The 25,528-nt window shown below is 64.7% G+C and carries 19 protein-coding genes; 10 read left to right on the top strand and 9 right to left on the bottom strand.

Annotation, left to right across the window (positions count from 1 at the left end):
- Nucleotides 1–15 precede the first annotated feature (15 nt).
- Both flhC and flhD read right to left on the bottom strand, forming a co-directional pair.
- The gene (gene flhC, locus IB268_RS09890) at nucleotides 16–597 is read right to left on the bottom strand and encodes a flagellar transcriptional regulator FlhC (RefSeq protein ID WP_118934083.1); all 582 of its coding nucleotides are present in this window, start codon (nucleotides 595–597) and stop codon (nucleotides 16–18) included.
- A 32-nt stretch (nucleotides 598–629) separates the two neighbouring features.
- Nucleotides 630–953: a flagellar transcriptional regulator FlhD gene (gene flhD / locus IB268_RS09885; protein WP_013393369.1), complete on the bottom strand. Its 324-nt coding sequence runs from the start codon at nucleotides 951–953 to the stop codon at nucleotides 630–632.
- A gap of 431 nt (nucleotides 954–1,384) precedes the next feature.
- Here flhD and IB268_RS09880 point away from each other — a divergent pair, with 431 nt between their 5' ends.
- The 4 genes from IB268_RS09880 (at nucleotide 1,385) to IB268_RS09865 (ending at nucleotide 5,279) form a co-directional block, all read left to right on the top strand.
- A complete protein-coding gene (locus tag IB268_RS09880; RefSeq protein ID WP_054456655.1) occupies nucleotides 1,385–2,140 on the top strand; it encodes an RNA polymerase sigma factor FliA in 756 nt (251 codons plus the stop codon).
- Nucleotides 2,141–2,550: 410 nt separating this feature from the next.
- Nucleotides 2,551–3,795, top strand: a complete 1,245-nt coding sequence (locus tag IB268_RS09875; protein ID WP_192354177.1) for a FliC/FljB family flagellin — start codon at nucleotides 2,551–2,553, stop codon at nucleotides 3,793–3,795.
- 336 nt (nucleotides 3,796–4,131) lie between these two features.
- Nucleotides 4,132–4,992: a hypothetical protein gene (locus IB268_RS09870; RefSeq protein WP_192354176.1), complete on the top strand. Its 861-nt coding sequence runs from the start codon at nucleotides 4,132–4,134 to the stop codon at nucleotides 4,990–4,992.
- 92 nt (nucleotides 4,993–5,084) lie between these two features.
- The gene (locus IB268_RS09865) at nucleotides 5,085–5,279 is read left to right on the top strand and encodes a YjfB family protein (RefSeq protein ID WP_192354175.1); all 195 of its coding nucleotides are present in this window, start codon (nucleotides 5,085–5,087) and stop codon (nucleotides 5,277–5,279) included.
- A gap of 94 nt (nucleotides 5,280–5,373) precedes the next feature.
- Here IB268_RS09865 and lpdA read toward each other — a convergent pair whose 3' ends face one another.
- The 3 genes from lpdA to aceE are packed head-to-tail and all read right to left on the bottom strand — an operon-like array spanning nucleotide 5,374 to nucleotide 11,541.
- Nucleotides 5,374–7,146: a dihydrolipoyl dehydrogenase gene (lpdA, locus tag IB268_RS09860; protein ID WP_192354174.1), complete on the bottom strand. Its 1,773-nt coding sequence runs from the start codon at nucleotides 7,144–7,146 to the stop codon at nucleotides 5,374–5,376.
- Nucleotides 7,147–7,158: 12 nt separating this feature from the next.
- Nucleotides 7,159–8,820: a dihydrolipoyllysine-residue acetyltransferase gene (gene aceF, locus IB268_RS09855; protein ID WP_192354173.1), complete on the bottom strand. Its 1,662-nt coding sequence runs from the start codon at nucleotides 8,818–8,820 to the stop codon at nucleotides 7,159–7,161.
- Between the two features lie 12 nt (nucleotides 8,821–8,832).
- The gene (gene aceE / locus IB268_RS09850) at nucleotides 8,833–11,541 is read right to left on the bottom strand and encodes a pyruvate dehydrogenase (acetyl-transferring), homodimeric type (RefSeq protein WP_059374398.1); all 2,709 of its coding nucleotides are present in this window, start codon (nucleotides 11,539–11,541) and stop codon (nucleotides 8,833–8,835) included.
- Nucleotides 11,542–11,893: 352 nt separating this feature from the next.
- Between aceE and IB268_RS09845 the strand changes: the two genes are divergently transcribed.
- The 4 genes from IB268_RS09845 (at nucleotide 11,894) to IB268_RS09830 (ending at nucleotide 17,328) form a co-directional block, all read left to right on the top strand.
- The gene (locus IB268_RS09845; RefSeq protein WP_013393358.1) at nucleotides 11,894–13,648 is read left to right on the top strand and encodes a PAS domain S-box protein; all 1,755 of its coding nucleotides are present in this window, start codon (nucleotides 11,894–11,896) and stop codon (nucleotides 13,646–13,648) included.
- Entirely contained in the window at nucleotides 13,645–14,271 is a 627-nt protein-coding gene (locus IB268_RS09840; RefSeq protein ID WP_054456641.1) for a response regulator transcription factor, read from the top strand. The genes IB268_RS09845 and IB268_RS09840 overlap by 4 nt, the downstream gene beginning before the upstream one ends.
- Nucleotides 14,268–15,119, top strand: coding sequence for a bifunctional methylenetetrahydrofolate dehydrogenase/methenyltetrahydrofolate cyclohydrolase FolD (gene folD, locus IB268_RS09835; RefSeq protein ID WP_042793255.1), 852 nt, complete (start codon nucleotides 14,268–14,270; stop codon nucleotides 15,117–15,119). Before IB268_RS09840 ends, folD begins: the two co-directional genes overlap by 4 nt.
- Nucleotides 15,120–15,261: 142 nt before the next feature.
- Nucleotides 15,262–17,328 carry a M3 family metallopeptidase gene (locus IB268_RS09830; RefSeq protein ID WP_192354172.1) on the top strand — a complete coding sequence of 689 codons (2,067 nt, stop codon included), beginning with the start codon at nucleotides 15,262–15,264 and terminating at the stop codon, nucleotides 17,326–17,328.
- Nucleotides 17,329–17,378: 50 nt separating this feature from the next.
- Here the strand turns inward: IB268_RS09830 and IB268_RS09825 are convergent, their stop codons facing one another.
- Complete coding sequence (locus IB268_RS09825; RefSeq protein WP_192354171.1) at nucleotides 17,379–18,131, bottom strand: bifunctional 2-polyprenyl-6-hydroxyphenol methylase/3-demethylubiquinol 3-O-methyltransferase UbiG; 753 nt, start codon at nucleotides 18,129–18,131, stop codon at nucleotides 17,379–17,381.
- A gap of 247 nt (nucleotides 18,132–18,378) precedes the next feature.
- Between IB268_RS09825 and IB268_RS09820 the strand changes: the two genes are divergently transcribed.
- Both IB268_RS09820 and IB268_RS09815 read left to right on the top strand, forming a co-directional pair.
- Nucleotides 18,379–18,993 (top strand): SCO family protein, encoded by a 615-nt coding sequence (locus IB268_RS09820; protein WP_054456639.1) that lies wholly within the window; start codon nucleotides 18,379–18,381, stop codon nucleotides 18,991–18,993.
- Nucleotides 18,994–19,115: 122 nt separating this feature from the next.
- Entirely contained in the window at nucleotides 19,116–19,367 is a 252-nt protein-coding gene (locus tag IB268_RS09815) for a GlsB/YeaQ/YmgE family stress response membrane protein (RefSeq protein ID WP_013393352.1), read from the top strand.
- A 66-nt stretch (nucleotides 19,368–19,433) separates the two neighbouring features.
- Here the strand turns inward: IB268_RS09815 and adeC are convergent, their stop codons facing one another.
- Genes adeC through IB268_RS09800 form a run of 3 tightly spaced genes read right to left on the bottom strand, consistent with a single transcriptional unit; the run spans nucleotide 19,434 to nucleotide 25,295 of the window.
- On the bottom strand, nucleotides 19,434–20,903 hold the full coding sequence (gene adeC / locus IB268_RS09810; protein ID WP_054456638.1) for an AdeC/AdeK/OprM family multidrug efflux complex outer membrane factor: 1,470 nt from the start codon (nucleotides 20,901–20,903) through the stop codon (nucleotides 19,434–19,436).
- On the bottom strand, nucleotides 20,900–24,082 hold the full coding sequence (locus tag IB268_RS09805) for an efflux RND transporter permease subunit (RefSeq protein ID WP_054456637.1): 3,183 nt from the start codon (nucleotides 24,080–24,082) through the stop codon (nucleotides 20,900–20,902). The genes adeC and IB268_RS09805 overlap by 4 nt, the downstream gene beginning before the upstream one ends.
- A 16-nt stretch (nucleotides 24,083–24,098) precedes the next feature.
- Entirely contained in the window at nucleotides 24,099–25,295 is a 1,197-nt protein-coding gene (locus IB268_RS09800; RefSeq protein ID WP_054456636.1) for an efflux RND transporter periplasmic adaptor subunit, read from the bottom strand.
- Nucleotides 25,296–25,528 lie beyond the last annotated feature (233 nt).

The following is a 25,528-nucleotide window of genomic DNA, read 5'->3' as shown; positions in this document are numbered from 1 at the left end:
TTTGAATACCGCCGGTCAGAGCCGGGCGGCATTCGCAACGGGTGCGGGGCGGGTGCCGGAGCGCGCCTTGGCCGCAGCGCGCGTCTTGCCGGCGCGGGGTGGCGGCCGGCAGATCGCGCACACGAAATCCGACTGGGGATCATGGGCATGGGCGATGAAATGCCCCCCGCATTGGCGGCAGGCGGACATTTGCAGCATGCCGCTATCAAAAAAGCGCACCAGCATCCAGGCGCGCGTGAAGCTCAGGACGGGCTCTGCACCTTCGGCGGCATCGGTGCCGGCGTTTTCGAGATAGAGGCGATAGGCGTCGATGGTGGCGCGTATGCCCTTGCTGCTGGTGCGCGTATTCAGGAACGAATACACGTTGTAGAAGAGCGAGGAATGGATGTTCGGCAGCCAGGTCATGAACCAGTCAACCGAAAAGGGCAGCATGCCCTTGGGTGGCGAGCAGCCGCGGATTTCGCGGTACAGGCGCGCCAGGCGGTCATGGCTGAGGCTGGTTTCAGCCTCCAGCACCTGCAGCCGGGCTCCCAAAGTGATCATGGAGCTGGCTAGCAGAATGTCATCCGCTTCCTGCGAAACGCTCTTGGTGGCCATTACACGTGCTTCCGGATGGAATGATCAGGCCGTCAGGCCAATTCTTCGACAGGCTGCTTGGCCAGCAGGATGGTTGCGTGCGCTTGCTGCAGCGCACCGCCCAGAACGTCATGGGTCAGCGCGGACAACAGGCTGTAGTCATCGAAGCGGAAGCGGCACAGCAACGAGCTGGAGCTTGCGAGCTTGACCAATTGCGCCGGCGAAAGGCGCATGAGGATGTCAGCAACTTCATTGCTGAATCCCAGGCGGAACATCGACGCCGCGTAGTCGTCGCGCAGCATGCGCTGTGCCAGTAACAAATAGGACAGATTCACTTCGCGAATGTCTGTCAGCAATGAATTTTCGACTTGTTGCACGCCCAACTCCCTATTCCCTATCCCGCCGATGGGGGCTTGTGTAAGCAAAAGCACCGGAATTCCGTTGCCATTACGTTCGATACATCCCGCTTTGATGCGAAATGTATCATTTGTTCGCAATTTAAGTAAAATTTACCACAGCTGATGTCATTTTCTATGACTTATATGACAAAACTTTGTTGATGTTGCGCAACTTACCGTTTCCGATACACCTTGACATATAAATTTCAGACGAATTTACGTCAATTTGGCAAATAAGCATTCAAAACATTGCGTACTTTGAGGAATGAAACGGTGTTGTTTGCCGACAATGGCAGCTTGCAGATCACTAAATCCACCTAGCTTTAGCGCCGCCGCGCGTTTGTCGACAATGTCGCAAATTGACAACAACAGACCACGCGCCACGATGGACACCGCCCGACACTCCCGCAATGCCTCACGCAGATGACAGCCTGGTCGAATATGCCCCGCTAGTGCGGAAGCTGGCCCTGCAATTGCTCGCCCGGCTACCCGCCAGCGTAGAGCTCGACGACCTGATCCAGGCCGGCATGATCGGCCTGCTCGATGCCGTGCGCCGCTACCAGGAAACGGCCGACGCCCAATTCGAGACCTACGCCACCACCCGCATCCGCGGCGCGATGCTGGACGAATTGCGCGGACAGGATTGGCTGCCTCGCAGCGTGCGCGCCAAGGCGCGCAAGATCGAGCAGGCCATCCAGCAACTCGAACAGCGTTTGATGCGCGCGCCAACCGAAGCAGAAATCGCGCAACAGCTCGACATGCCCCTGGGTGACTATCAAACACTGTTGCACGACGCCCAGGGCGTGCAGATCGTGCACTACGAAGACTTCACCACCGAGCCCGACTCGGCTGGCGGCCAATCCGACTGGGCGGCCACCCTGAACCATGGCGCGGCCGGCGGCAATCCGCTGGATTCCCTGCTGGCCGGGGACTTCCGCCAGGCGCTGATCCACGCGATCGACGCCCTGCCCGAGCGTGAAAAGTTGCTGTTGTCACTTTGCTACGAGCAAGGACTGAACCTGAAGGAAATCGGCGCGATCCTGAATGTGACCGAGGCACGGGTGTGCCAACTGAGGTCGCAGGCGACGGCGCGGATACGGGCGAAGCTGAAGGAACAGGCTTGGCAGGAATTGCCCCAGGATGGACAGATTGCGCAGGTGATATAGAAGGACGCCGGGCGGCGAGACACCCTTGCCGTACGCCCCTGGCCACGAAAGCCCCTAGACATGACGGACGCGCCTCGCGTCCGTTTCTTATTGCGCGACGCCTAGAGAGATTACAGATAGGGAACCGAGGGCATGCATGGTCGGCAAGCTTCCAAAGCCCAACGCCTTTATATCTTGTAGGCGCCGCAGCAGCGGTCGTTGCCGCACTTGGGTTGCATGCCCTCCCCCGTCCGACCGATAGAAGAAAAATGTCGACTTTCGCGAAATAGCGCTAAAGATTGATTTAGGCCTGCCGTAATCCTGGCAACGGAGAGATTCCTAGACAAGAAGTCGACGAACTTTCCCGTTAACACCAGTGGGCGGCCTTGCTGCCCAGTTTGAAGAAGCCTTTCTCTCTTGGGAGCCTGAACATGGCTGCAGTCATCAATACCAACTACCTGTCGCTGGTTGCTCAGAACAACCTGACCAAATCCCAATCGACCCTGGGCAGCGCCATCGAGCGCCTGTCGTCGGGCCTGCGCATCAACAGCGCCAAGGACGACGCTGCCGGTCAGGCCATCGCCAACCGCTTCACCGCGAACGTCAAGGGCCTGACCCAAGCCGCTCGCAACGCCAACGACGGCATCTCGATCGCTCAAACGACCGAAGGCGCGCTGAACGAAATCAACAACAATCTGCAGCGCGTGCGCCAACTGACGGTTCAGGCCACCAGCGGCACGAACTCCCCCACCGACCTGCAGTCCATCCAGTCTGAAATCAAGCTGCGCCTGGACGAAATCGACCGCGTTTCGGCCCAAACGCAATTCAACGGCGTCAAGGTTCTGGCCAGCGACCAAGGTCTGAGCATCCAGGTCGGCGCCAACGACAACGAAACCATCACGATCGATCTCAAGGAAATCACGAGCTCGACCCTGGGTCTCGGTGGCTTCTCGGTTGCCAACTCCGCTCCGTCTATCAGCAAGAAGGTAACGGAACTGGGTGACGGCACTGGCGCTCCGGTTGCCGTGGATCTGACGGCAGTTGCCACGAGCCTTAGCGCCTCCACGGGCAAGACCGTCAATGCAAGCGACTTGAGCCTGCACAACATCTTGGACGCCAACGGCAACGCCACTGCAAAATATGGCGTCAAGCTCGGCGACGACGTCTACGCTGTTGATATTTCGGCGGCTGGCGCTGTGACGGCAGTCACCAGCGATTTGACCGTGACGCAAGGCAGCCTGACGGGCACGGTTGCCGCCGCAGCCGTCAAGCTCGCCGCTGATGGTACGTCGGGATATGTGACGTACGGTGGCAAAAACTACGCGACTACGGCCACCACGGGCACGGCCACCGGCACCACCATCAATACCGCTACGACCCCCGAGTTCGCCGGCGCTACTACCGCCAATCCGCTGGCCAAGCTGGATGCCGCTTTGGCAAACGTGGACACCCTGCGCAGCAACCTGGGTGCTATTCAAAACCGCTTCGAATCCACCGTCGCCAACCTGAACAACACGGTGAACAACCTGTCCGCCGCCCGTTCGCGCATCGAAGACGCCGACTACGCCACGGAAGTGTCGAACATGACCAAGGCCCAGATCCTGCAACAGGCTGGCACCTCGGTTCTGGCGCAAGCCAACCAAGTTCCGCAAACCGTTCTGTCGCTGCTGCGTTAATCACGCCGCAACGCTTGACGGTCGGGTAGATGCAGGGCCTTGCCCTGCCCTCCCGGCACCGACCGAGGGCCCTCACGCTCTGGTCGAGACCAACAAGCCGGCATCCGCCGGCTTGTTTCTTTTTGGCCCAACCTGTCGCTAGCGCTCCATGCCGGCGCAATTTGTTCACCGCATCCATGAGATTGGATCAGCCCGGCAACGATACGGACCTGACGCCGAACCGGCATACACCCCAGTCCCAATCAAGCCCCATTTTTTCGGACTGTTCCCCTTTTTCACTTCCTCCGATTGCCTCATACTCCCGGCTGCACGCTTTGTATCAATAATTTTCACAACATGACCGCGACGCCTCCCGATCCACTCGCTACGCAGCACAGCAGCATTCCGGATCCCGATGCCCAGGCGCCGATGGATGAGCAGACCCTGCGTCTGCGCGAAGAGAACCGCGCCTTGCGCGAATTGCTGGTGGCGCAGGCGCAGGCCGCGCCCGCTCCGCAGGAACCCGGTCCGCTACGGCGGATGTTCTGGTGGTTGATATCGGCGCCTGGCGCTGCACTGGTCCGCTGGCGTGCCCTGGTAGGACGCGAAGACGCGCGGCCGATCACGGGTAAACGCGTGGGATATGCCACATTGACCGTGCTGTATACGCTGGCAATCTATGGCGCGCTGGTTTTGCTGGTGGTGTCATGGAGCTCGCCGAATACGACCGTTTCGGGCTCCGCGGCTGCCGGCCCGGTACGGATACCTCTGACACCGGCGCCACCTGCGAACGCGGAACCCGTATTCGGCCACCCGGAAATGACGTCGTTGGCGGTGCCAGCACCCGTTCCAGATTCGGACTCCGATTCCGGTTCGGGCCCAGGTTCGGCAGAACCGCAACCTGAGCCCACGGCACAGCCCGCCCCTGCTGAACAGCAACCCACCTCGCAGGCGCAGCCCGAGCACGATGCGGCGTCGCGCGCGGCAGCGAGCACGGCGGTGGACACGGTGAACACTGCTCCCAGGTCTACCCTGCGCGTGACCGAAATCCCCGCAGCAGACCCCATGGCCTGGGTGGAAGAGCTGAAAGGTGAGTTGGCACGTTGCGCAACGCTGGGGTTCTTTGATCGCCCCGACTGCGCCTGGGCCGCACGCCGGCAGTTCTGTGAACCCAATAGCGCGTGGGGCACCATCAAGGAATGCCCGAATCGACCGTGAGGACCGCCACGAATCCCGTGCATCCGGGTGCGGTCCACGCGATAATCCAATACCGGCTTAAGCCCCCTACCAAACACTAGGACACCCCAAGCATGGACGCATCGATTAGCAACACCGTCAATACCGCCCTGGCCCTGCAGGACGCGAATGTCATGCAGGAAGTACAGGCCCGCGTACTGAAGAAGGCGCTCAATGCGCAAGCGGACACGGCCTTGACGCTGATGCAGTCGCTGCCGGTGCTGGCGGTGGACGCCACGCTGGGTTCGCGCATCGACACGCACGCCTGAACGCCGCGCCGCAGGCGCACAAAAAAAAGCGCCGGTCCCTGTCCAGGGCCGGCGCTTTTGCATTGCGCGGGCGGCATGACCGCCCTCCTGCGCATTACTTCTTCTTCATCGGCGGCAAGTCGGTGCAAACACCTTCTGCAACTTCGGCAGCCATGCCCACCGACTCACCCAGGGTCGGGTGCGGGTGGATGGTCTTGGCGATATCGACGACGTCGGCGCCCATTTCCACGGCCAGGGCCAGTTCGCTGATCAGGTCACCGGCATGGGTGCCGACGATGCTGCCGCCCAGGATGCGATGCGTTTCAGCGTCGAAGATGAGCTTGGTGAAGCCTTCGTCGCGGCCATTGGCGATGGCACGACCGGAGGCGGCCCAGGGGAACACGCCCTTCTCGATCTTGATGCCCTGCTTCTTGGCTTCGTCTTCCGTCAGGCCGACCCAGGCCACTTCCGGATCGGTGTAGGCCACCGACGGAATGACGCGGGCGTCGAAGAAGGACTTCTGGCCTGCGGCGGCTTCGGCGGCGACGTGGCCTTCATGCACGGCCTTGTGCGCCAGCATGGGCTGGCCGACGATGTCGCCGATAGCGTAGATGTGCGGCACGTTGGTGCGCATCTGGCGATCGACCTCGATGAAGCCGCGGTCGGTCACGGCGATGCCAGCCTTGTCAGCGCCGATCTTCTTGCCGTTGGGGCTGCGGCCCACGGCTTGCAGCACCAGGTCGTAGCGTTGCGGCTCCTTGGGCGCGCCCTCGCCTTCGAAGCTGACGTAGATGCCGTCCTTCTTGGCTTCCCCGCCCACGGTCTTGGTCTTCAACATGATGTTGTCGAAGCGGTAGGCGTTCTTCTTCTGCCATACCTTGACCAGGTCGCGGTCGGCGCCCTGCATCAGGCCATCCAGCATTTCCACCACGTCCAGGCGCGCGCCCAGCGTGGAGTACACCGTGCCCATTTCCAGGCCGATGATGCCGCCGCCGATGATCAGCATCTTCTTGGGGACTTCACGCAGCAACAAGGCGCCGGTGGAGTCAACGATGCGGTCGTCCTGGGGCAGGAACGGCAGCTTCACCGACTGGCTGCCGGCGGCGATGATGGCCTGCTTGAAGCGCAGGGTCTGGGTCTTGCCGTCGGCGGCCTTGACGGTCAGGTGGTTGGGGTCGGCGAACTCGCCCACGCCATGCACCACGGTGACCTTGCGGGCCTTGGCCATGCCGGCCAGGCCGCCGGTCAGCTTGGCGACCACGCTGTCCTTGTAGCCGCGCAGCTTGTCCAGGTCGATCTTGGGCTCGCCGAAGCTGATGCCGTGGGCGGCCAGCTCGCGAGCTTCGTCGATGATGGCGGCGTTGTGCAGCAGCGCCTTGGACGGAATGCAGCCCACGTTCAGGCAGACGCCGCCCAGGGTGTCGTAGCGTTCGACCAGGACCACGGACAGGCCCAGGTCGGCGGCGCGGAAGGCGGCGGAGTAGCCGCCGGGGCCGGCGCCCAGCACCAGCATGTCGTATTCGCCGTCGGCCGAGCCCTTGAAGCTGGCCGCGGCGGGCGCGGCGGCGGGAGCCGGAGCTGCCTGCTTGGGCGCCTCGGCGGCCTTGGGGGCTTCCTTGGCGGCGGGCGCGGATGCGGCGGCACCCGCCGCTGCTTCCACTTCCAGCACGACCGTGCCTTCGGCGACCTTGTCGCCGACCTTCACGTTGATGGACTTCACCACGCCGCCCTGCGACGCGGGGATTTCCATCGAGGCCTTGTCGGACTCGACAGTGATCAGGCTTTGTTCAGCCTTGATCGTGTCGCCCACCGCCACCAGCACTTCGATGACTTCCACTTCCTTGAAGTCGCCGATGTCCGGCACTTTGATTTGAACGGTATTGCTCATGGGGCTCCCCGTTTACAGCGCGATGCGGCGGAAGTCGGCCAGCAAGGCGCCCAGATAGGCGTTGAAGCGCGCGGCCGCGGCGCCGTCGATGACGCGGTGGTCGTACGACAGCGACAGCGGCACGATCAGGCGCGGCACGAACTGCTTGCCGTCCCACACGGGCTTGTGCGAGGAGCGCGACACTCCAAGGATCGCCACTTCAGGGGCGTTGATGATGGGCGTGAACGAGGTGCCGCCGATGCCGCCCAGGGACGAGATCGAGAAGCAGCCGCCCTGCATTTCGGCGGGCGAGATCTTGCCGTCACGCGCCTTCTTGGACAGGTCGGTCATTTCCTGGGCGATCTGCAGGATGCCCTTCTTGTCGGCATCGCGGATCACCGGCACCACCAGCCCGTTGGGCGTGTCGGCGGCGAAGCCGATGTGGTAGTACTGCTTGAGCACCAGGTTGTCGCCGTCCAGCGAGGCGTTGAACTCGGGGAACTTCTTCAGGGCCGCGACCACGGCCTTGATCAGGAAGGCCAGCATCGTGACTTTGATGCCCGACTTCTCGTTTTCCTTGTTCAGCGTGACGCGCAGCGCTTCCAGGTCGGTGATGTCCGCTTCGTCGTTGTTGGTGACGTGCGGGATCATGACCCAATTGCGGTGCAGGTTCGCGCCGGAGATCTTCTTGATGCGCGACAGCGGCTTGGCTTCGATCGGGCCGAACTTGGTGAAGTCGACCTTCGGCCACGGCAACAGGCCCAGCGCGGCGCCATCGGCCGAACCGCCGGCAGCGGCCGCCGGACCAGCGGCGAGCGCCTGCTTGACGAAGCCGCGCACGTCGTCGGCGGTGATGCGGTCCTTGGGACCGGAGCCCTTGACCTTGCTCAGGTTGACGCCCAGTTCGCGCGCGAACTTGCGCACCGAGGGGGACGCGTGCGGCAGCTGGCCGGGCTTGAGGTTGGCGTCTTCGAGCGCGGCGGCCGGAGCCGGACGCTGCGCGGCAGGCGCAGGCGCTTCGGCCTTGGCGGCGGGCGCGGCAGCGGCCTCTGCCTTGGCGGCCGGAGCCGGGGCTGCGGCGGCAGCGGCGGCGGGCGCGGCGCCCTCCACCACGACCACGACCGAGCCCTTGGCAACCTTGTCGCCGACCTTGACCTTCACTTCCTTGACCACGCCGCCTTGCGAGGCGGGGATTTCCATCGAGGCCTTGTCGGACTCGACGGTGATCAAGCTTTGCTCGGCCTTGATGGTGTCGCCCACCGCGACCATGACTTCGATGACTTCGACTTCCTTGAAGTCGCCGATGTCGGGCACTTCGATGTTCACCGGACCGCTGGAGGTGGCCGGTGCGGCGGCAGCGGCAGCAGCGGCCGGCTGCGCGGCAGCCTGGGCTTCGGCCTTGGGAGCCTCTTCCTTGGCCGGCGCAGCCGCGGGGGCCGCAGCCTCGCCCGCGCCCGACGCTTCCACTTCCAGCACGACCGTGCCTTCGGCAACCTTGTCGCCCACCTTCACGCTGATCGACTTCACCACGCCGCCTTGCGACGCGGGGATCTCCATCGAGGCCTTGTCGGACTCGACGGTGATCAGGCTTTGTTCAGCCTTGATCGTGTCGCCCACCGCCACCAGCACTTCGATGACTTCCACTTCCTTGAAGTCGCCGATGTCGGGAACCTTGATTTGCACGATGTTGCTCATGTCTCTTTACCCTCAGGCGTATTGCGGGTTGGCTTTGTTCGGATTGATGCCGTACTTCTTGATGGCTTCGGCCACCTTGGCGACCGGCACCTTGCCTTCGTCGGCCAGCGCGCGCAGCGCGGCGACGACGACGAAGTGGCGATCCACTTCGAAGTGCTCACGCAGCTTCGAGCGGAAATCCGAGCGGCCGAAACCGTCGGTGCCCAGCACCTTGTACTCGCGGCCCTTGGGCACGAACGGACGGATCTGGTCGGCGAAGAGCTTCATGTAGTCGGTCGACGCGATGATCGGGCCTTCCGTCTTGGCCAGCTGTTCCGTGACGTAAGCCACCTGCGGCTTCTTCTCGTCGGGGTGCAGCATGTTGTGGCGCTCGGCGTCCAGGCCGTTGCGGCGCAGTTCCGTGAAGCTGGTGACGCTCCACAGGTCCGAAGCCACGCCCCAGTCGGCTTCCAGCAGTTCTTGCGCGGCCATGACTTCGCGCAGGATGGTGCCCGAGCCCATCAGCTGCACGCGGTTCTTGCCCTTGCCGTGCGACTTGAGCTTGTACATGCCCTTGATGATGCCTTCCTCGTCGCCCTGGGTCAGACCGGGCTGCGGGTAGTTTTCGTTCATCACCGTCAGGTAGTAGTAGACGTTTTCCTGGTCTTCCACCATGCGCTTCAGGCCATGCTGGATGATCACGGCCAGTTCGTGGCCGAAGGTCGGGTCGTACGAGACGCAGTTCGGGATGGTCGACGCCAGGATGTGGCTGTGGCCGTCTTCGTGCTGCAGGCCTTCCCCGTTGAGCGTGGTGCGCCCGGCGGTGCCGCCCAGGAGGAAGCCGCGCGCCTGCATGTCGCCGGCCGCCCAGGCCAGGTCGCCGATGCGCTGGAACCCGAACATCGAGTAGTAGATGAAGAACGGGATCATGATGCGGTTGTTCGAGGAGTACGACGTGGCCGCCGCAATCCAGGAGCTCATCGCGCCCGCTTCGTTGATGCCTTCCTGCAGGAGCTGGCCGTCGGCCGCTTCCTTGTAGTACATGACCTGGTCCTTGTCGACCGGGGTGTACTTCTGGCCTTCCGGCGCATAGATGCCGATCTGGCGGAACAGGCCTTCCATGCCGAAGGTGCGCGATTCGTCGGCCAGGATCGGCACGACGCGCGGACCCAGTTCCTTGTCGCGCAGCACCTGGTTCAGGATGCGCACGAAGGCTTGGGTGGTCGAGATTTCACGGCCTTCGGCGGTGGGCTCCAGCACGGCCTTGAAGGCGTCCAGCGCCGGGGCCTTGAGATGTTCGTCGGCCTTGGCGCGGCGGCGCGGCAGGTAGCCGCCCAGCGCGGCACGGCGCTCGTGCAGGTACTTCATTTCGGGCGAGTCTTCGGCCGGCTTGAAGTACGGCAGGTCGGCCAGTTGGTCGTCCGGAATCGGGATGCCGAAACGGTCGCGGAATTCGCGGATCGAGTCCAGCTCCAGCTTCTTCTGCTGGTGGGTGGGGTTCTTGGCCTGGCCGACGTGGCCCATGCCGTAGCCCTTGATGGTCTTGGCCAGGATGACGGTGGGCTGGCCCTCGTGGGTGGCGGCGGCGTTGAACGCGGCGTACACCTTGTGGGGGTCATGGCCGCCGCGGTTCAGGCGCCAGATGTCTTCGTCGCTCATGCGCGACACGGCTTCCAGCAGCTTCGGATGCTTTCCGAAGAAGTGTTCGCGCACGAACTTGCCGTCGTTGGCCTTGTACGCCTGGTACTCGCCGTCGACGGTGTCTTCCATGATCTTGCGCAGGATGCCTTCCTTGTCGTGCGCCAGCAGCGGATCCCAGTAGCCACCCCAGATCAGCTTGATCACGTTCCAGCCCGAACCGCGGAAGTCGCCTTCGAGTTCCTGGATGATCTTGCCGTTGCCGCGGACCGGGCCGTCCAGGCGCTGCAGGTTGCAGTTGATGACGAAGATCAGGTTGTCCAGCTTTTCGCGGGCGGCCAGGGCGATGGCGCCCAGCGATTCGGGTTCGTCCATTTCGCCGTCGCCGCAGAACACCCAGACCTTGCGCTTGCTGGTGTCGGCGATGCCGCGGGCGTGCAGGTACTTCAGGAAGCGGGCCTGGTAGATGGCCATCAGCGGGCCCAGGCCCATCGACACCGTCGGGAACTGCCAGAAGTCCGGCATCAGCTTGGGATGCGGGTACGAGGACAGGCCCTTGCCGTCCACTTCCTGGCGGAAGTGGTTCAGCTGGTCTTCGGTCAGGCGGCCTTCGAGGTAGGCGCGGCCGTACATGCCGGGGGAGGTGTGGCCCTGGAAGTAGACCAGGTCGCCGCCGTGGTTTTCGTCTTCGGCGTGCCAGAAATGGTTCTGGCCGCAGCCGATCATGGTGGCCAGCGAGGCGAAGGAGGCGATGTGGCCGCCCAGGTCGCCGCCGTCCGGCGGATTGTGCTTGTTGGCCTTGACCACCATGGCCATGGCGTTCCAGCGCACGTACGAACGGATGCGCGATTCCAGCTCCAGGTTGCCCGGGTGCGCCGGCTCCAGGCCGGGGGGAATCGTGTTGACGTAGGCGGTGTTGGGCGAGAACGGGATATGCGCGCCGGAACGGCGGGCTTCGTCGATCAGGCGTTCGAGCAGATAGTGGGCGCGCTGCGGTCCTTCACGATCAAGGACAGCCGCCAGGGCTTCGAGCCACTCCTGGGTTTCAAGGGTGTCTTCGTCGTTGGCAGCCTGTACGGCGCCAGCCTGGGCGTAAGAGGACATCGTGTGTCTCCTGTTGGATTGTTCGTGACCGCACCCGCTTACTTATATCTACTCGCGGACATTGCATGGTAGCCGGGATCATCCGGGCTACCATGCAAGGCATGGGGTCGGGTTGTTCTAGAGACCTGCTACTGGGTCGGTTCCCTATCAGCCGGCATTCTAAGAAAGAAGATTAACCGGTCGCAAGAAAAATTTCATGTTGCGGTACGGCATTTCATAATGCGGAAAATTTAAAGCCAGCTGAACGCTTTGGCGTCATACTTTTACTTAGGTACTCCAAAAGGACGAGTCGATTCCCGGCAAATCCCTGCCAACACGCACTAAAATGCGCGGTCTATCCGGCCCGAATTCCATGTCCAGCGCGCCCAAGTCCAATATTCCTACGCCGTTCCACGATCACGCCCGCACTCGCCGACGCGGGGTGTACTGGGTCACGCCAGCAATGGTGCTGATCCTCTATATCTGTGTGATGGCGGTGTTTTTCTGGCTGCAGCGCATCCATGACGACAGTGTCATGTTTGTCACCATCGACCAGGAAATGCGCCAGCAGCGCCTGATCTGGGTAGTGCTGGCCCTGTCCTGTGTGATCGTCATCAGCCTGCTGATGCTGTGGCGCTATACCCGTTTCCGTTCGGCGGCCGAAGCCGCCCTGATCGCCGAAACCGGATTCCGCCGCGCCATGGAGAACTCCATGTCCACCGGCATGCGCGTGCTGGACATGGAAGGCCGCATCGCCTACGTGAATCCGGCCTTCTGCCGCATGATCGGCTGGAACGAGGCCGACCTGATCGGCCGCAGCCCGCCCTTCCCTTATTGGGTGCCGGGCCGCCATGAACAGCACCAGCACACCCTGGACGTGCTGATGTCCGGCAAGACGCCCAGCAGCGGCCTGGAGGTCGAGGCGCAGCGCCGCGACGGCTCGCGCTTCACGGCGCGCATGTACGTGTCCCCACTGCTGGACCCCAACGGCAACCAGATCGGCTGGATGACCTCCATGACCGACATTACTGAGCCCAAGCGCATCCGCGAGGCCCTGACCGCCGCGCACGAGCGCTTCATGACGGTGCTGGAAGGCCTGGACGACGCCATCTCGGTCACCGCCGACACCCACGACGGCCTGGAACTGCTGTTCGCCAACCGTACCTACCGCCGCGTGTTCGGCGCCCAGACCGGCGGCCACGACGAGCTGCTGGCCGGCCGCCGCGGCCGCTTCACCGACGAATCCGTGGAAGTCTTCGCGCCCTCGGTGCAGCGCTGGTTCGAAGTGCACCACCGCATGCTGGCCTGGACCGACGGCCGCCGCGTGCGCATGCAGGTGGCGCGCGACATCACCGAGCGCCGCGTGCACGAGGAAGCCTCGCGTGTGCAACAGGAAAAGATCCAGCTCACCAGCCGCCTGACCACCATGGGCGAAATGGCGTCTTCGCTGGCGCATGAACTGAACCAGCCGCTGACCGCCATCGCCAACTACAGCATGGGCGCCGTCGCCCTGGTCAAGGCCGGCCACACCAGCCCCAACATGCTGCTGCCGGCCCTGGAAAAGGCCGCCTCGCAAGCCGAGCGCGCCGGCAAGATCATCAGCCGCATCCGCGAATTCGTGAAGCGCAGCGAGCCCCGCCGCCAGCGCGTGGCCATCAGCCGGATCGTGGACAATGCCATCGGTTTCGCCGAGATCGACGCCCGCAAGCGCCGTATCCGCATCGACCGCTTCGTGCCGTCCAACGCGCCGGACGTGCTGGCCGACCCCATCCTGATCGAGCAGGTGCTGTTGAACCTGCTGAAGAACGGGCTGGAGGCCATGGAAAAAAGCGAATCCGACGAACTCAAGGTCGCCGTGATCCTGCATGAACAGCACATCGAGGTCGCGGTGGTCGATCGCGGCCACGGCCTGGCCGAACCCGAACGCCTGTTCGAACCCTTCTTCAGCACCAAGACCCAGGGCCTGGGCATGGGGCTGAACATCTGCCGTACCATTATTGAATCGCACCACGGCCGCTTGTGGGCGGATCCCAATCCCGCCGGTGGCACCATTTTCCGCTTTACCCTGCCCTGCGCTGCACCCCAGTCGCAGGCCCAGAACGATCAGTCCGAGGAGTTGCACGCATGAACACGCCCCACCTGTCGAGCACGGTTTTCATTGTTGACGACGACGAAGCGGTCCGCGATTCGCTGCGCTGGCTATTGGAGGCCAATGGCTATCGCGTTCGCGCCTACGCCAGCGGCGAGTCCTTCCTGGAAGACTACGACGCCAGCCAGATCGGCGTGCTGATCGCCGACGTGCGCATGCCCGGCATGAGCGGCCTGGAACTGCAGGAGCAGTTGATCGCCCGCAATGCGCCGCTGCCCATCGTGTTCATCACCGGCCACGGCGACGTGCCGATGGCCGTGTCCACCATGAAGAAAGGCGCGGTCGACTTCCTGGAAAAGCCGTTCAATGAATCCGATTTGCGCGAGATCGTGGCGCGCATGCTGGAGCAGGCCACGCAGCGCGTGAGCAAGCACCAGGCCCAGAAAGACCACGAAGCCATGCTGGCGCGCCTGACCGCGCGCGAGCAGCAGGTGCTGGAGCGCATCGTCGCCGGCCGCTTGAACAAGCAGATTGCCGACGACCTGGGCATCAGCATCAAGACCGTAGAGGCGCACCGCGCCAACATCATGGAAAAACTTGAAGTGACCACCGTAGCTGATTTGATGAAAGTGGCCTTGGCCAAACCCGAGGCGACGGCATGACGGCAAGGATTATCGACGGCGCGGCCCTGTCGGCGCGCATTCGCGAAGAAGCTGCCCAACGCGTTGCGGCCCTGGCCGCCAAGGGCACGCGCCCCGGCCTGGCCGTGGTGCTGGTGGGTGAAGACCCCGCTTCCCAGGTGTACGTCCGCAACAAGGTAGCAGCCTGCGAAAAGGCCGGCCTGCATTCCGTCAAGGAGCAGTACCCCGCGGACATGACCGAGGCCGAACTGCTGGCCCGCATCGCCATCCTGAACCAGGACCCGACCATCCACGGCATCCTGGTGCAGTTGCCGCTGCCCAAGCACATGGACTCGCACAAGGTCATCGAGGCCATCGCGGCCGAGAAGGACGTGGACGGCTTCCATATCAGCAACGCCGGCCTGCTCATGACCGGCCAGCCGCTGTTCCGCCCCTGCACGCCCTATGGCGTGATGAAGATGCTGGAATCGGAAGGCGTGACGCTGCGCGGCGCCGAGGCCGTGATCGTGGGCGCCAGCAACATCGTCGGCAAGCCCATGGCGATGCTGCTGCTGCAGGCCGGCGCCACCATCACCATCTGCAATTCCAAGACGCGCGACCTGGCGGCCCAGACCCGCCGCGCCGACGTGCTGGTGGTCGCCACCGGCAAGCCCGGCATGATCGACGGTTCGATGATCAAGCCCGGCGCGGTCGTCATCGACGTGGGCATCAACCGCGGCGCCGACGGCAAGCTGTGCGGCGACGTGGACTTCGCCTCGGCCAAGGAAGTGGCCGGCGCCATCACGCCCGTTCCGGGCGGCGTGGGCCCCATGACCATCGCCATGCTGCTGGTCAACACCATCGAAGCGGCCGAACGCGCCGCAGCCTGACGGCCGGCGTACCCGCGGCCGGCCAGGCCGCGGGACGGGGATTGCGATCTGCCCTTGCGTTCGGGCAGATCGCCCTCACCTGATTCTCATGCCCTTGCCGGCGCCTCGTGGCGCTGCTCACCTCTTCCCAGCCTGTAACACCATGACCCAGAACCCCCTGCTCGCCCCTGTCTCCGACCTCGTCGACTACGCGGCCGTCAAGCCCGGACACATCGTGCCGGCGGTCGAGGAACTGCTGGGCATCGCCCGCCAGGCCGTGGACCGCGCCGCCGATCCCGCGCTGGCGCCCACCTGGGAAGCCGTGGTTGAACCGCTGGACACGGCCTCGGAGCGCCTGTGGCGCGCCTGGTCGGTCGCCGGCCACCTGAACGCCGTGGTCAACACCCCGGAACTGCGCGAAGCCTACAACGCCGCGCTGCCCCTGGTGACCGAATTCTCCACCTGGGTCGGCCTGCACGAAGGCCTGTACAAGCAGTACCAGCGCCTGGCCGCCGCCCCCGATTTCGCGTCCTGGACGCCAGTGCGCCGCCGCATCGTGGAAATGGCCCTGCGCGACTTCCGCCTGAGCGGCGTGGAGCTGCAAGGCGCAGACCGCGAACGCTACGCCGCCATTTCCGACCGCGAGGCCCAGGCCTCGCAGAAGTTCTCTGAAAACGTGCTGGACTCGATCGACGCCTGGGCGCTGCTGGTCGAGGACGAAGCCCGCCTGGCCGGCATTCCGGCCGACGTACAGGCCGCGGCCCGCGCCGCGGCCGAGGAAGACGGCAAGCCGGGCTGGAAGCTCACGCTGAAGATGCCGTGCTACCTGCCGGTGATGCAGTACGCCCAGGACCGTACGCTGCGCGAGGCGCTGTACCGCGGCTACGGCACCGTGGCGTCGGAACACGGCGAAGGCAAGTTCGACAACTCCCCGCTCATCGAAGAGCTGCTGGCCCTGCGCGCCGAGGAAGCCGGCCTGCTCGGCCTGGGCACCTTCGCCGCGCTGCGCCTGCAGACCCGCATGGCCCGCGACGCGCAGGAAGTCACCGTGTTCCTGCGCGACCTGGCCGCGCGCGCCAAGCCCTACGCCCAGCGCGACCTGGCTGAACTGAAAGCCTACGCCACCGGCGAACTGGGCCTGGACGACCTGCAGCCCTGGGACGTGGCCTACGCTTCCGAGCGCCTGCGCGAATCGCGCTACGCCTACTCCGAAGACGAGGTGAAGCAGTATTTCACCGAGCCGCGCGTGCTGTCGGGCCTGTTCGAGGTCATCGAGACCCTGTTCGATGTGCGCCTGGCTGAAACGCCCGTCTCGTCCTGGCATGGCGACGTGCGCGGCGTGCGCGTGGAAAGCCCCAAGGGCGAACTCATCGGTTATCTGTATCTGGACCTGTACGCCCGCGCCGGCAAGCAAAGCGGCGCCTGGGTCGACAGCGAACGCACGCGCCGCGTCGTGGCTGGCAAGGTGCAGACGCCCATCGCCTACCTGACCTGCAATTTCTCGCGCCCCAACGGCGACAAGCCCGCCGTCCTGACGCACGACGACGTCATCACGCTGTTCCATGAAACCGGCCATGCGCTGCATGCCCTGCTGTCCGAAGTGGACGAGCCCGGCGCGGCGGCCTTCGCCAGCGTGGAATGGGACGCCATCGAGCTGCCCTCGCAGTTCATGGAGAACTTCTGCTGGGAATGGGCGGTGGTGCAGAAGCTGTCCGCCCATGTGGACACGGGCGAGCCCCTGCCGCGCGCGCTCTACGACCGCCTGGTCGCCGCCCGCAACTACCAGAGCGGCATGCAGACCGTGCGCCAGATCGAGTTCGCGCTGTTCGACATGCTGATGCATGACCGCGCCCAGGGCGCGTCGATTGCCGAAGTGCTGGCACTGCTGCAGGAAGTGCGCCAGGAAGTGGCCGTGCTGTTCCCGCCCGCCTGGCACCGTCTGCCGCATGCCTTCTCGCACCTGTTCGCGGGCGGCTACGGCGCGGGCTATTACAGCTACAAGTGGGCAGAGGTGCTGTCGGCCGACGCCTATGAGGCCTTCGAAGAGGCGGCGGCCCGCCAGGCCGGCAACGCGCTGGGCACGCTGGATCCCGAAACGGGCGCACGCTTCCGGCGCGAAGTGCTGGCAGTAGGCGGTTCGCGCCCGGCGGCCGAGTCCTTCGCCGCCTTCCGCGGACGTGCGCCTCGCATCGACGCCCTGCTGCGCCATAGCGGCATGACGCCTGCCTGAGCGTCCGCTTCCCGGTCGCTACCCGACGGCCCGCCCTGGCGGGCCGTTTGCTATGTTGCGGCGGCGTCGTCGACTGGCCGGCGCGCCGACATCACCAGCCAGCGTCCATGCACGGACTGGTCGGAGCCGGCCTGCTTCCAATAGCGGCGGCTTTCCTCGTCCTGCGCCTGTTTGAGCCGGCGGCCGTAATACAGGCGCGACGGCACGGCCAGCACATGCTCGACCATGCGCTTGGGCTTGATCTCGTCCACATCGTGCAAGCTGATGTCCCTGAAACCGTAGTGCTGGAACAGCAGGTGCAGCTGCGGAAAGCTCCAGGGGAAGTACGTGACGTAATCCTCGCCGCGCTGCCGTCCCACCATGGGCCGGAACCCCGAATGGAAGCCGCGCAGCAGGAACTGCAGGCGCGAACGGAAATACCAGGTGTTGGGCGTGGTGACGATCAGGGTGCCGCCCGGGCGCAGCGCGCGGTAAAGGCTCTGCATCAGCACGCCGGGGTTGGTCAGCAGATGGATCGCCTCGCAGCAGACCACGGCGTCATAGGGTTCGGCAACCGTCAACGGCGTTTCCAGGTCGTGCTCCGTCACGCGGCGGTAGCCGCCGGCCTGCGGAAACTCCCACAGGCCCACGCCGTCGATATCGACCTCCCGGCCGCTGGCGGCGGGCAGCATGTCGCCCAGCCAGCCCGTGCCGCAGGGCGCGTCCAGCACCGAATCCGCCAGGCGGCTGCGCAGGATTTCGAGCACGACGGGGTAGTAGGGATAGTAGGGGTAGCCCAGGGAATTCCTGACCGGCATGTCCATATGTGGCGCCTCTGGATTCTGAAATCTGACACGGTCCTGAATGTAGCGGCAGCCATGGCATCCGGTCTGGCGAATTCGCCACTTCCAAACAATAACCAGACAAAGCTTTACAAGTCGGACGGCCGGTCCCGGCCCCGCGGCTTGCGCCAGGACAAGCCGGCCCCAGGTCCGCCCGCCCCCGCACCCTGCCCTGCCCGCGCCTTGCGGGTAGAATCAAAAGGTTTACCCTCTACCGGCCCTTGGACTCATGCGACACCTCATTTCCGGCCGCGCCCTGCGCAGCCTGCTGCTGACCCTGTGCGTGTTTCTCGCTGCCTGCGGCGACAGGAACGTCGATTGGACCCTGTACAACGTGAAGGGACACCTGCCCGACCTGAAGTTCTCGCTGCCCGGCGCAGGCGGCAAGATGGTCAACAGCGACGACCTGAAGGGCAAGACGGTGCTGCTGTTCTTCGGCTATGCCAGCTGCCCGGACATCTGTCCCACCACCATGGCGCAGTTGACGGCGGTGCTGCAGAACCTGGGCGACAAGGCCCGCGATGTGCGCATCCTGTTCGTCAGCGTGGACCCGCACCGCGACACGCCGGACATCCTGCAGGCCTACGTCAACGCCTTCAACAACAATGCCATCGGCGTGACCGGCGATGAAAAGCAGATCGCCGACCTGGCGCGCCGCTACCGTGTGGCCTACCAGATCGAGAAGCCCCGCCCGGGCGACGACGCGGATATGTACGAAGTCACGCACAGCCGCGGCGTGTATATATTCGACAAGGACGGCAAGGCCCGCTTGCTGGCATCGGACACGGACAGCATCGAGGCCATGACCAAGGACGTGCGCCAGTTGATCGACCTGACTTCCTGAGCGCCGGCGGGGCGCAATGTTGCCCGTGCGCCCCATACACCAGTTGTTACAGCCGCTACGCGCGGGGCGTGAGTATCATCTAGCCACACTGCCCCCTTTTACTTCCAGCAAGGAGTACGCGCATGAGCATAATCATCATGATCATCGTCGGGTTCGTCGTGGGCCTGATCGCCCGCGCCATCATGCCCGGAGACCAGAACATGGGGATCATCATGACCACCATCCTGGGTATCGTCGGTTCGGTCGTCGCCGGATTCCTGGGCCAATCGCTGGGCTGGTACGCGCCGGGCGAACCCGCCGGGTGGATCGGATCGGTCGTCGGCGCGATCGTCGTGCTGTTCGTGGTGGGCCTGATCGCCAAGAAACGCGCCTGACGTTCTGCTGGACCTGAAATGAAAACGGGCCGATCTTTCGATCGGCCCGTTTTTTTCCGTCTGCCCTTATTGCTGCTGGGCCTGCGCGGTCACCGTGCGTTCGGTCCAGCCGCCGCCCAGCACCTTGTACAGCGTAACCAGGTTGGACAGCCTGGCCCGGCGCGTGTCCACCAGGGCCTGCTGCGCGCTGTACAGGGAGCGCTGCGAATCCAGCACGCTCAGGTAGTCGTCGATGCCTTGGCGGAAACGCTGATCCGAGGCGTCGTAGGCGCGCTGGTTGGCGGCCACCAGGAGCCGCTGCGCCTGGATCTGCTCGTCCAGGGTGCCGCGCCCGGCCAGGGCGTCCGCCACTTCGCGGAAACCCGTCTGGATCGACTTCTCGTACTGCGCGACCTGGATGTTCTTCTGCACCTTGGCCAGATCCAGGCCGGCAAGCAGCGAGCCGCCCGCGAAGATCGGCACGGTGATCTGGGGCACGAAGCTCCAGGCGCCCGAGCCGCCTTCGAACAGCCCGCCCAGGCTGGCGCTGGCGGTACCGGCCGAGCCCGTCAGGCTGATGGTCGGGAAGAAGGCGGCGCGCGCCGCGCCGATATTGGCGTTGGCGCCCTTCAATTGGTGCTCGGCCGCGCGGATGTCCGGGCGGCGGGCCAGCAGGTCCGACGGCAGACCGGCGGGCAAGGTGGTCGGCAGCATGGCATCGTCTAGCTTGACCGCGTTATCCAGCGCCGCCGTCAGCTCGGGCGACAGCGGCTGGCCCACCAGCAGGACCAGCGCATTGCGGTCCTGCGCGGCCTGGCGCGTGTATTGCGACAGGTTGCGCTCGGCGGTGCGCAGCGACACTTCCGCCTGGCTCAGGTCCAGCGCCGTGGACAAGCCCTGGTCGTAGCTCTGCTGCGTGAGCTTGAAGGAATCCTGCTGGCTCTTGAGCGTGTCGCGCGTCAGGCCGACGAGTTCCTGGTCGGCGCGCAGGGTCAGGTAGGCGTTGGCCACTTCGGCGATCAGCGTCAGCTGGGTCGCCGTGCGGGTTTCGTCCAGCGCCAGATAGGATTCCAGCGCTTTGTCGCTCAGGCTGCGGATGCGGCCGAACAGATCCAGCTCCCAGGCCGACATGGCGGCGCCGACCTGGTAGCTGTGGCTGGTGGTGGCGCGGCCGCTGGGCGACAGATCGGCCGGCGAACGCTGGGCCGTTTCCTGGCCGGCGATGCCGATGCTGGGCATCAGGTCGGCGCGCTGGATGCGGTACTGGGCGCGCGCCGCCTCGACGTTCAGGGCCGCCACGCGCAGGTCGCGGTTGTTGGCCAGCGACTGCTCGATCAGCTGTTGCAGCAGCGGGTCCGAGCCGAAGAAATCGCGCCAGCCGATGTCGGCCGTCATCAGGCCGCCCGCGTCGGCCGGCTGGGCCGCCTGGTAGGACGGACCCGTGGGATAGGCCGCGTCGACCGGCGCGTCCGGCCGTTCGTAGGTGGGGGCCAGCGAGCAGCCCGCCAGGGCCGCCGCCAGGGAAACAGACAGCAAGGTTCTCATCGGGAATGTCATTGCGGTTGGCCCTCCGTCGAGACGCCCTGCGTGCCATTGGCGCTGGTGTCGTGCTCGTCGACGTTTTCGCTCATGCGCTTGACCTTGAAGACGCGCAGCATGATCACGAAGAAGGCCGGAACAAAGAAGATGGCCAGGAAGGTGCCGGTCAGCATGCCGCCGATCACGCCCGTGCCGATGGCGTTCTGGCTGCCCGAACCCGCCCCCGACGAGATCGCCAGCGGCGTCACGCCCAGGATGAACGCCAGCGACGTCATCAGGATGGGACGCAGGCGCTGCCGCGCGGCGTGGATGGCCGATTCCGTCAGGCTGGCGCCCTGCTCGTAGTGCTCTTTGGCGAACTCGACGATCAGGATCGCGTTCTTGGCCGCCAGGCCGATGGTTGTGAGCAGGCCCACCTGGAAGTACACGTCGTTGGACAGGCCCCGCAGCATGGTGGCGAGCAAGGCCCCGATGATGCCCAACGGCACCACCAGCATCACCGCCGACGGGATGGTCCAGCTTTCGTACAGCGCCGCCAGGCACAGGAACACCACGATCAACGAAATCGCGTATAGCGCGGGCGCCTGGGCGCCGGACAGGCGTTCTTCGAACGACAGGCCGGTCCATTCAAAGCCCACGCCCACCGGCAGCTTGCCCGCCAGGCGTTCCATTTCTTCCATCGCCGCGCCCGAGCTGTAGCCCGGCGCCGCCTGGCCCTGGATGTTGTACGACGGCACGCCGTTGTAGCGGTTCAGCTTTTGCGGACCGTAGCTCCAGGTGGCCTTGGCGAACGCCGAGAACGGCACCATGTCGCCCGCCTTGTTGCGCACGTACCATTTGTCCAGGTCTTCCGGCAGCATGCGCGACGACGCCTCGCCCTGCGCGAACACCTTCTTCACGCGGCCGCGGTCGATGAAGTCGTTGACGTACGACGAACCCCAGGCCGTGGCCAGCGTGCTGTTGATGTCCGAGACCGCCACGCCCAGGGCGCGCGCCTTCTCGCGGTCGATGTCCAGCTGGTACTGCGGCGCGTCTTCGATGCCGTTGGGGCGCACGCCCTGCAGGACCGGACTCTTGGCGGCTTCGCCCAGCAACTGGTTGCGCGCGGCAAGCAGCTTCTCGTGGCCCACGCCTGCGCGGTCCATCAACTGGAAGTCGAAACCGGTGACGTTGCCCAGTTCCATCACGGACGGCGGCGGCACCACGAACAATTGCCCGCGGCGCTCGGTCTTGCGGAAGTGCGCGTTGGCCCGTGCCGCCACGGCGCCGGCCTTCAGGCGGGCGTCGCCGCGTTCTTCCCAGTCGCGCAGCTTGATGAACAGGATGGACGCGTTCTGGCCGCGGCCGCCGAAGTTGAAGCCATTGACCGCGAACACCGAGGTGACGGCGTCCTTTTCCTCGTTCAGCAAGTACTTGGTGGCGTCGTCGATGACGGCCTTGGTGGCTTCCGCCGTGGCGCCAGCAGGCGTCTGGATCTGGGCGAACAGAATGCCCTGGTCCTCATCCGGCAGGAACGCGGTCGGAATGCGCGTGAACATCCAGCCCATGGCGAGGACCAGCGCCAGGTAGATCACCATCAGACGCTTGCTGCGGTTCAAGCCGCGCGCGACGGTATTGGCGTAGCCGTTGCTGCTGCGCTCGAACGTGCGGTTGAACCAGCCGAAAAAGCCCTTCTTCGAGCCATGATGGCCCTTGGGGATGGGCTTGAGCAAGGTTGCGCACAAGGCCGGCGTGAACACGATGGCCACGATCACCGACAGCACCATGGAGGACACGATGGTGATGGAGAACTGGCGGTAGATCACGCCCGTGGACCCGCCGAAGAAGGCCATGGGAATGAACACGGCCGCCAGCACCATGGCGATGCCGATCAGGGCGCCGGTGATCTGCGACATGGACTTGCGGGTGGCCTGCTTGGGCGACAAGCCCTCTTCGGCCATCACGCGCTCGACGTTTTCCACCACCACGATGGCATCGTCCACCAAGAGGCCGATGGCCAGCACCATGCCGAACATGGTCAGCGTGTTGATGGAGTAGCCGAACGCCGCCAGCACGCCGAACGTGCCCAGCAGCACCACCGGCACTGCCAGCGTCGGGATGATGGTGGCGCGGAAGTTCTGCAGGAACAGGTACATCACCAGGAAGACCAGGATGATGGCCTCGATCAGCGTCTTGAACACCTCATGGATCGACAGGCTGACGAACGGCGTGGTGTCGTACGGATAGACGACGTCCATGCCCGGCGGGAAGTAAGGCTTCAGGTTGTTGATGGTGTCGCGCACCGCCTGGGCCGTATCCAGCGCGTTGGCGCCCGGCGCCAGCTTGACCGCCAGGCCCGAGGCCGGCTTGCCGTTGTAGAAGCTGTCGATGGCGTAGGTCTGGCCGCCCAGCTCGATGCTGGACACGTCGCCCAGGCGCACTTGCGAACCGTCGGCGTTGACCTTGAGCAGGATGCGGCCGAAGTCTTCCGCCTTTTCCAGGCGCGAAGGCCCGATGATGGTCGCGTTCAGTTGCTGGCCGCGCACGGATGGCAAGCCGCCCAGCTGGCCGGACGACACCTGCACGTTCTGTTCCTTGATCGCCGCCACGACGTCGACCGTGGTCAAGCCGTAGTTGACGAGCTTGGCGGGATCCAGCCAGATGCGCATCGCGTACTGCGAGCCGAACAGCTGGAAGTCGCCCACGCCCTGCGTGCGGCTGATGGGATCCTGGACATACGAGGCGACGTAGTCGGCCAGGTCGTCCTTGGTCATCGAGCCGTCGGTGGACACGAAGCCCGCCACGATCAGGAAGTTCTTGGTGGCCTTGGTGACGCGGATGCCCTGCTGCTGCACTTCCTGCGGCAGGAGCGGCTGCGCCAACGACAGCTTGTTCTGCACCTGGACCTGCGCGGTATCAGGGTTGGTGCCCTGCGTGAAGGTCAGGGTGATGGACATGCTGCCGTCGGAGTTGCTTTCCGAGGAGATGTACTGCAGGCCGTCCAGGCCGTTCATCTGCTGCTCGATCACCTGCACCACGGTGTCCTGCACGGTCTGCGCGGACGCGCCCGGGTAGGTCACCGCGATGCCGATGGCTGGCGGCGCGATGTTGGGGTATTGGGAAACCGGCAGTTTCAGGATGGACAGCGCGCCGGCCATCATCAGCACGATCGCGATCACCCATGCGAAGACCGGTCTATCGATAAAAAACTTTGCCATGCAAGGCTCCTGACTACTACTGCTTGGCCGCCGCGGCGGCTGCTTGCGGCTGCTGCGCCGGTTGCGCGGCGCTGGCTTCGGTGGCGACGACTTCAGCCCCCGGACGCACCATCTGCAGACCTTCCACGATGACCTTGTCGCCGGCGGCCAGGCCGTCGGTGACCAGCCACTTGTCGCCGATAGCGCGGTCGGTCTTCAGTTCGCGCAATTCGACCTGGTTCTTGGCGTTGACCACCAGCGCCGTCGGGATGCCGCGCTGGTTGCGCGTCACGCCGCGCTGCGGCACCAGCAGGCCGTCGGCGGCGACGCCGTCGGCCAGGCGGGCGCGCACGAACATGCCCGGCAACAGGCGGCGTTCCGGATTGGGGAACACCGCGCGCAAGGTGACCGAACCGGTGCCCTGGTCCACCGTGACTTCGGAGAACTGCAGCTTGCCCGGCTGGCTGTACTGCGAGCCGTCTTCCAGGGTCAGCGTCACCAGCGCGGCCTGCTCGCCATCGGCCTTTTTCAGCAGGCCGCTGGCCAGCGCGTTCTGCAGGCGCAGCAGCTGGACGCTGGATTGGGTCACGTCGACGTAGATGGGATCGATCTGCTGCACCGCGGCCAGGGCCGTGGTCTGGTTGGCCGTGACCAGCGCGCCTTCGGTCACCGCCGAACGGCCGATGATGCCGTCGATAGGCGACAGCACCTTGGTGTAGACCAGGTTGATGCGGGCCGTGTCCAGCGCCGCCTTGGCCGACAGCACGTCGGCGGCGGCCTGATCGCGCGAGGCGACGGCGTTGTCGTAGGTCTGCTGGCTGACGGCGCGAGTGGCGACCAGCGGCTTGTAACGTTCGGCCAGCAACGCGGCCGTCTTCTGCTGCGCCTGGGCGCGCGCCAAGGCGGCCTTCTGGCTGTCCAGGCTGGCCTGGTAGAGGGCGGGATCGATCTGGTAGAGCTGCTGGCCCGCCTTGACCTCGCCGCCTTCGGTAAAGAGGCGCTTCTGGACGATGCCATTGACCTGGGGACGCACTTCGGCCACGCGGAACGGCGAGGTGCGGCCAGGCAGTTCGGTGGTCAGCGAAACCGGCTGCGTGGCAAGCGTCACGACCGTTACCTGCGGCTTGCCCGCCTGGGGAGCGTCTTGCTTCTTGCCGCAAGCGGCCAGCGTGAGGGCCGATGCCGTCAGCGTGACGACTGCCGCGCTGCGCCACATAGCGCTTTTCTTATCCATAGATTGCATTCCCGATTTCAACAAAAAAAAAGCCCGCCCCGGATCGCGTAATGAGCGTTCCGTGCGCATCGATTGGGTGGATTTGCCTCGAACACGCAGGCTGGGCTTTGTCGCATTGCTGCATTGCAGAACTCGCATTCTGCGTTATCCCGCCCCAGAAACAAAGAGGCATGTTGAGAAAACATCATTCCATTTATGGGACAATGGCTTTACCGTTGAATATGACAAAATTC

It is taken from the genome of Achromobacter sp. ACM01 (assembly GCF_014851745.1).
Lineage (GTDB): Bacteria > Pseudomonadota > Gammaproteobacteria > Burkholderiales > Burkholderiaceae_B > Achromobacter > Achromobacter aegrifaciens.
Note: the sequence above shows the minus strand (reverse complement) of the source record. Positions and strands in the feature narration are given on the sequence as shown.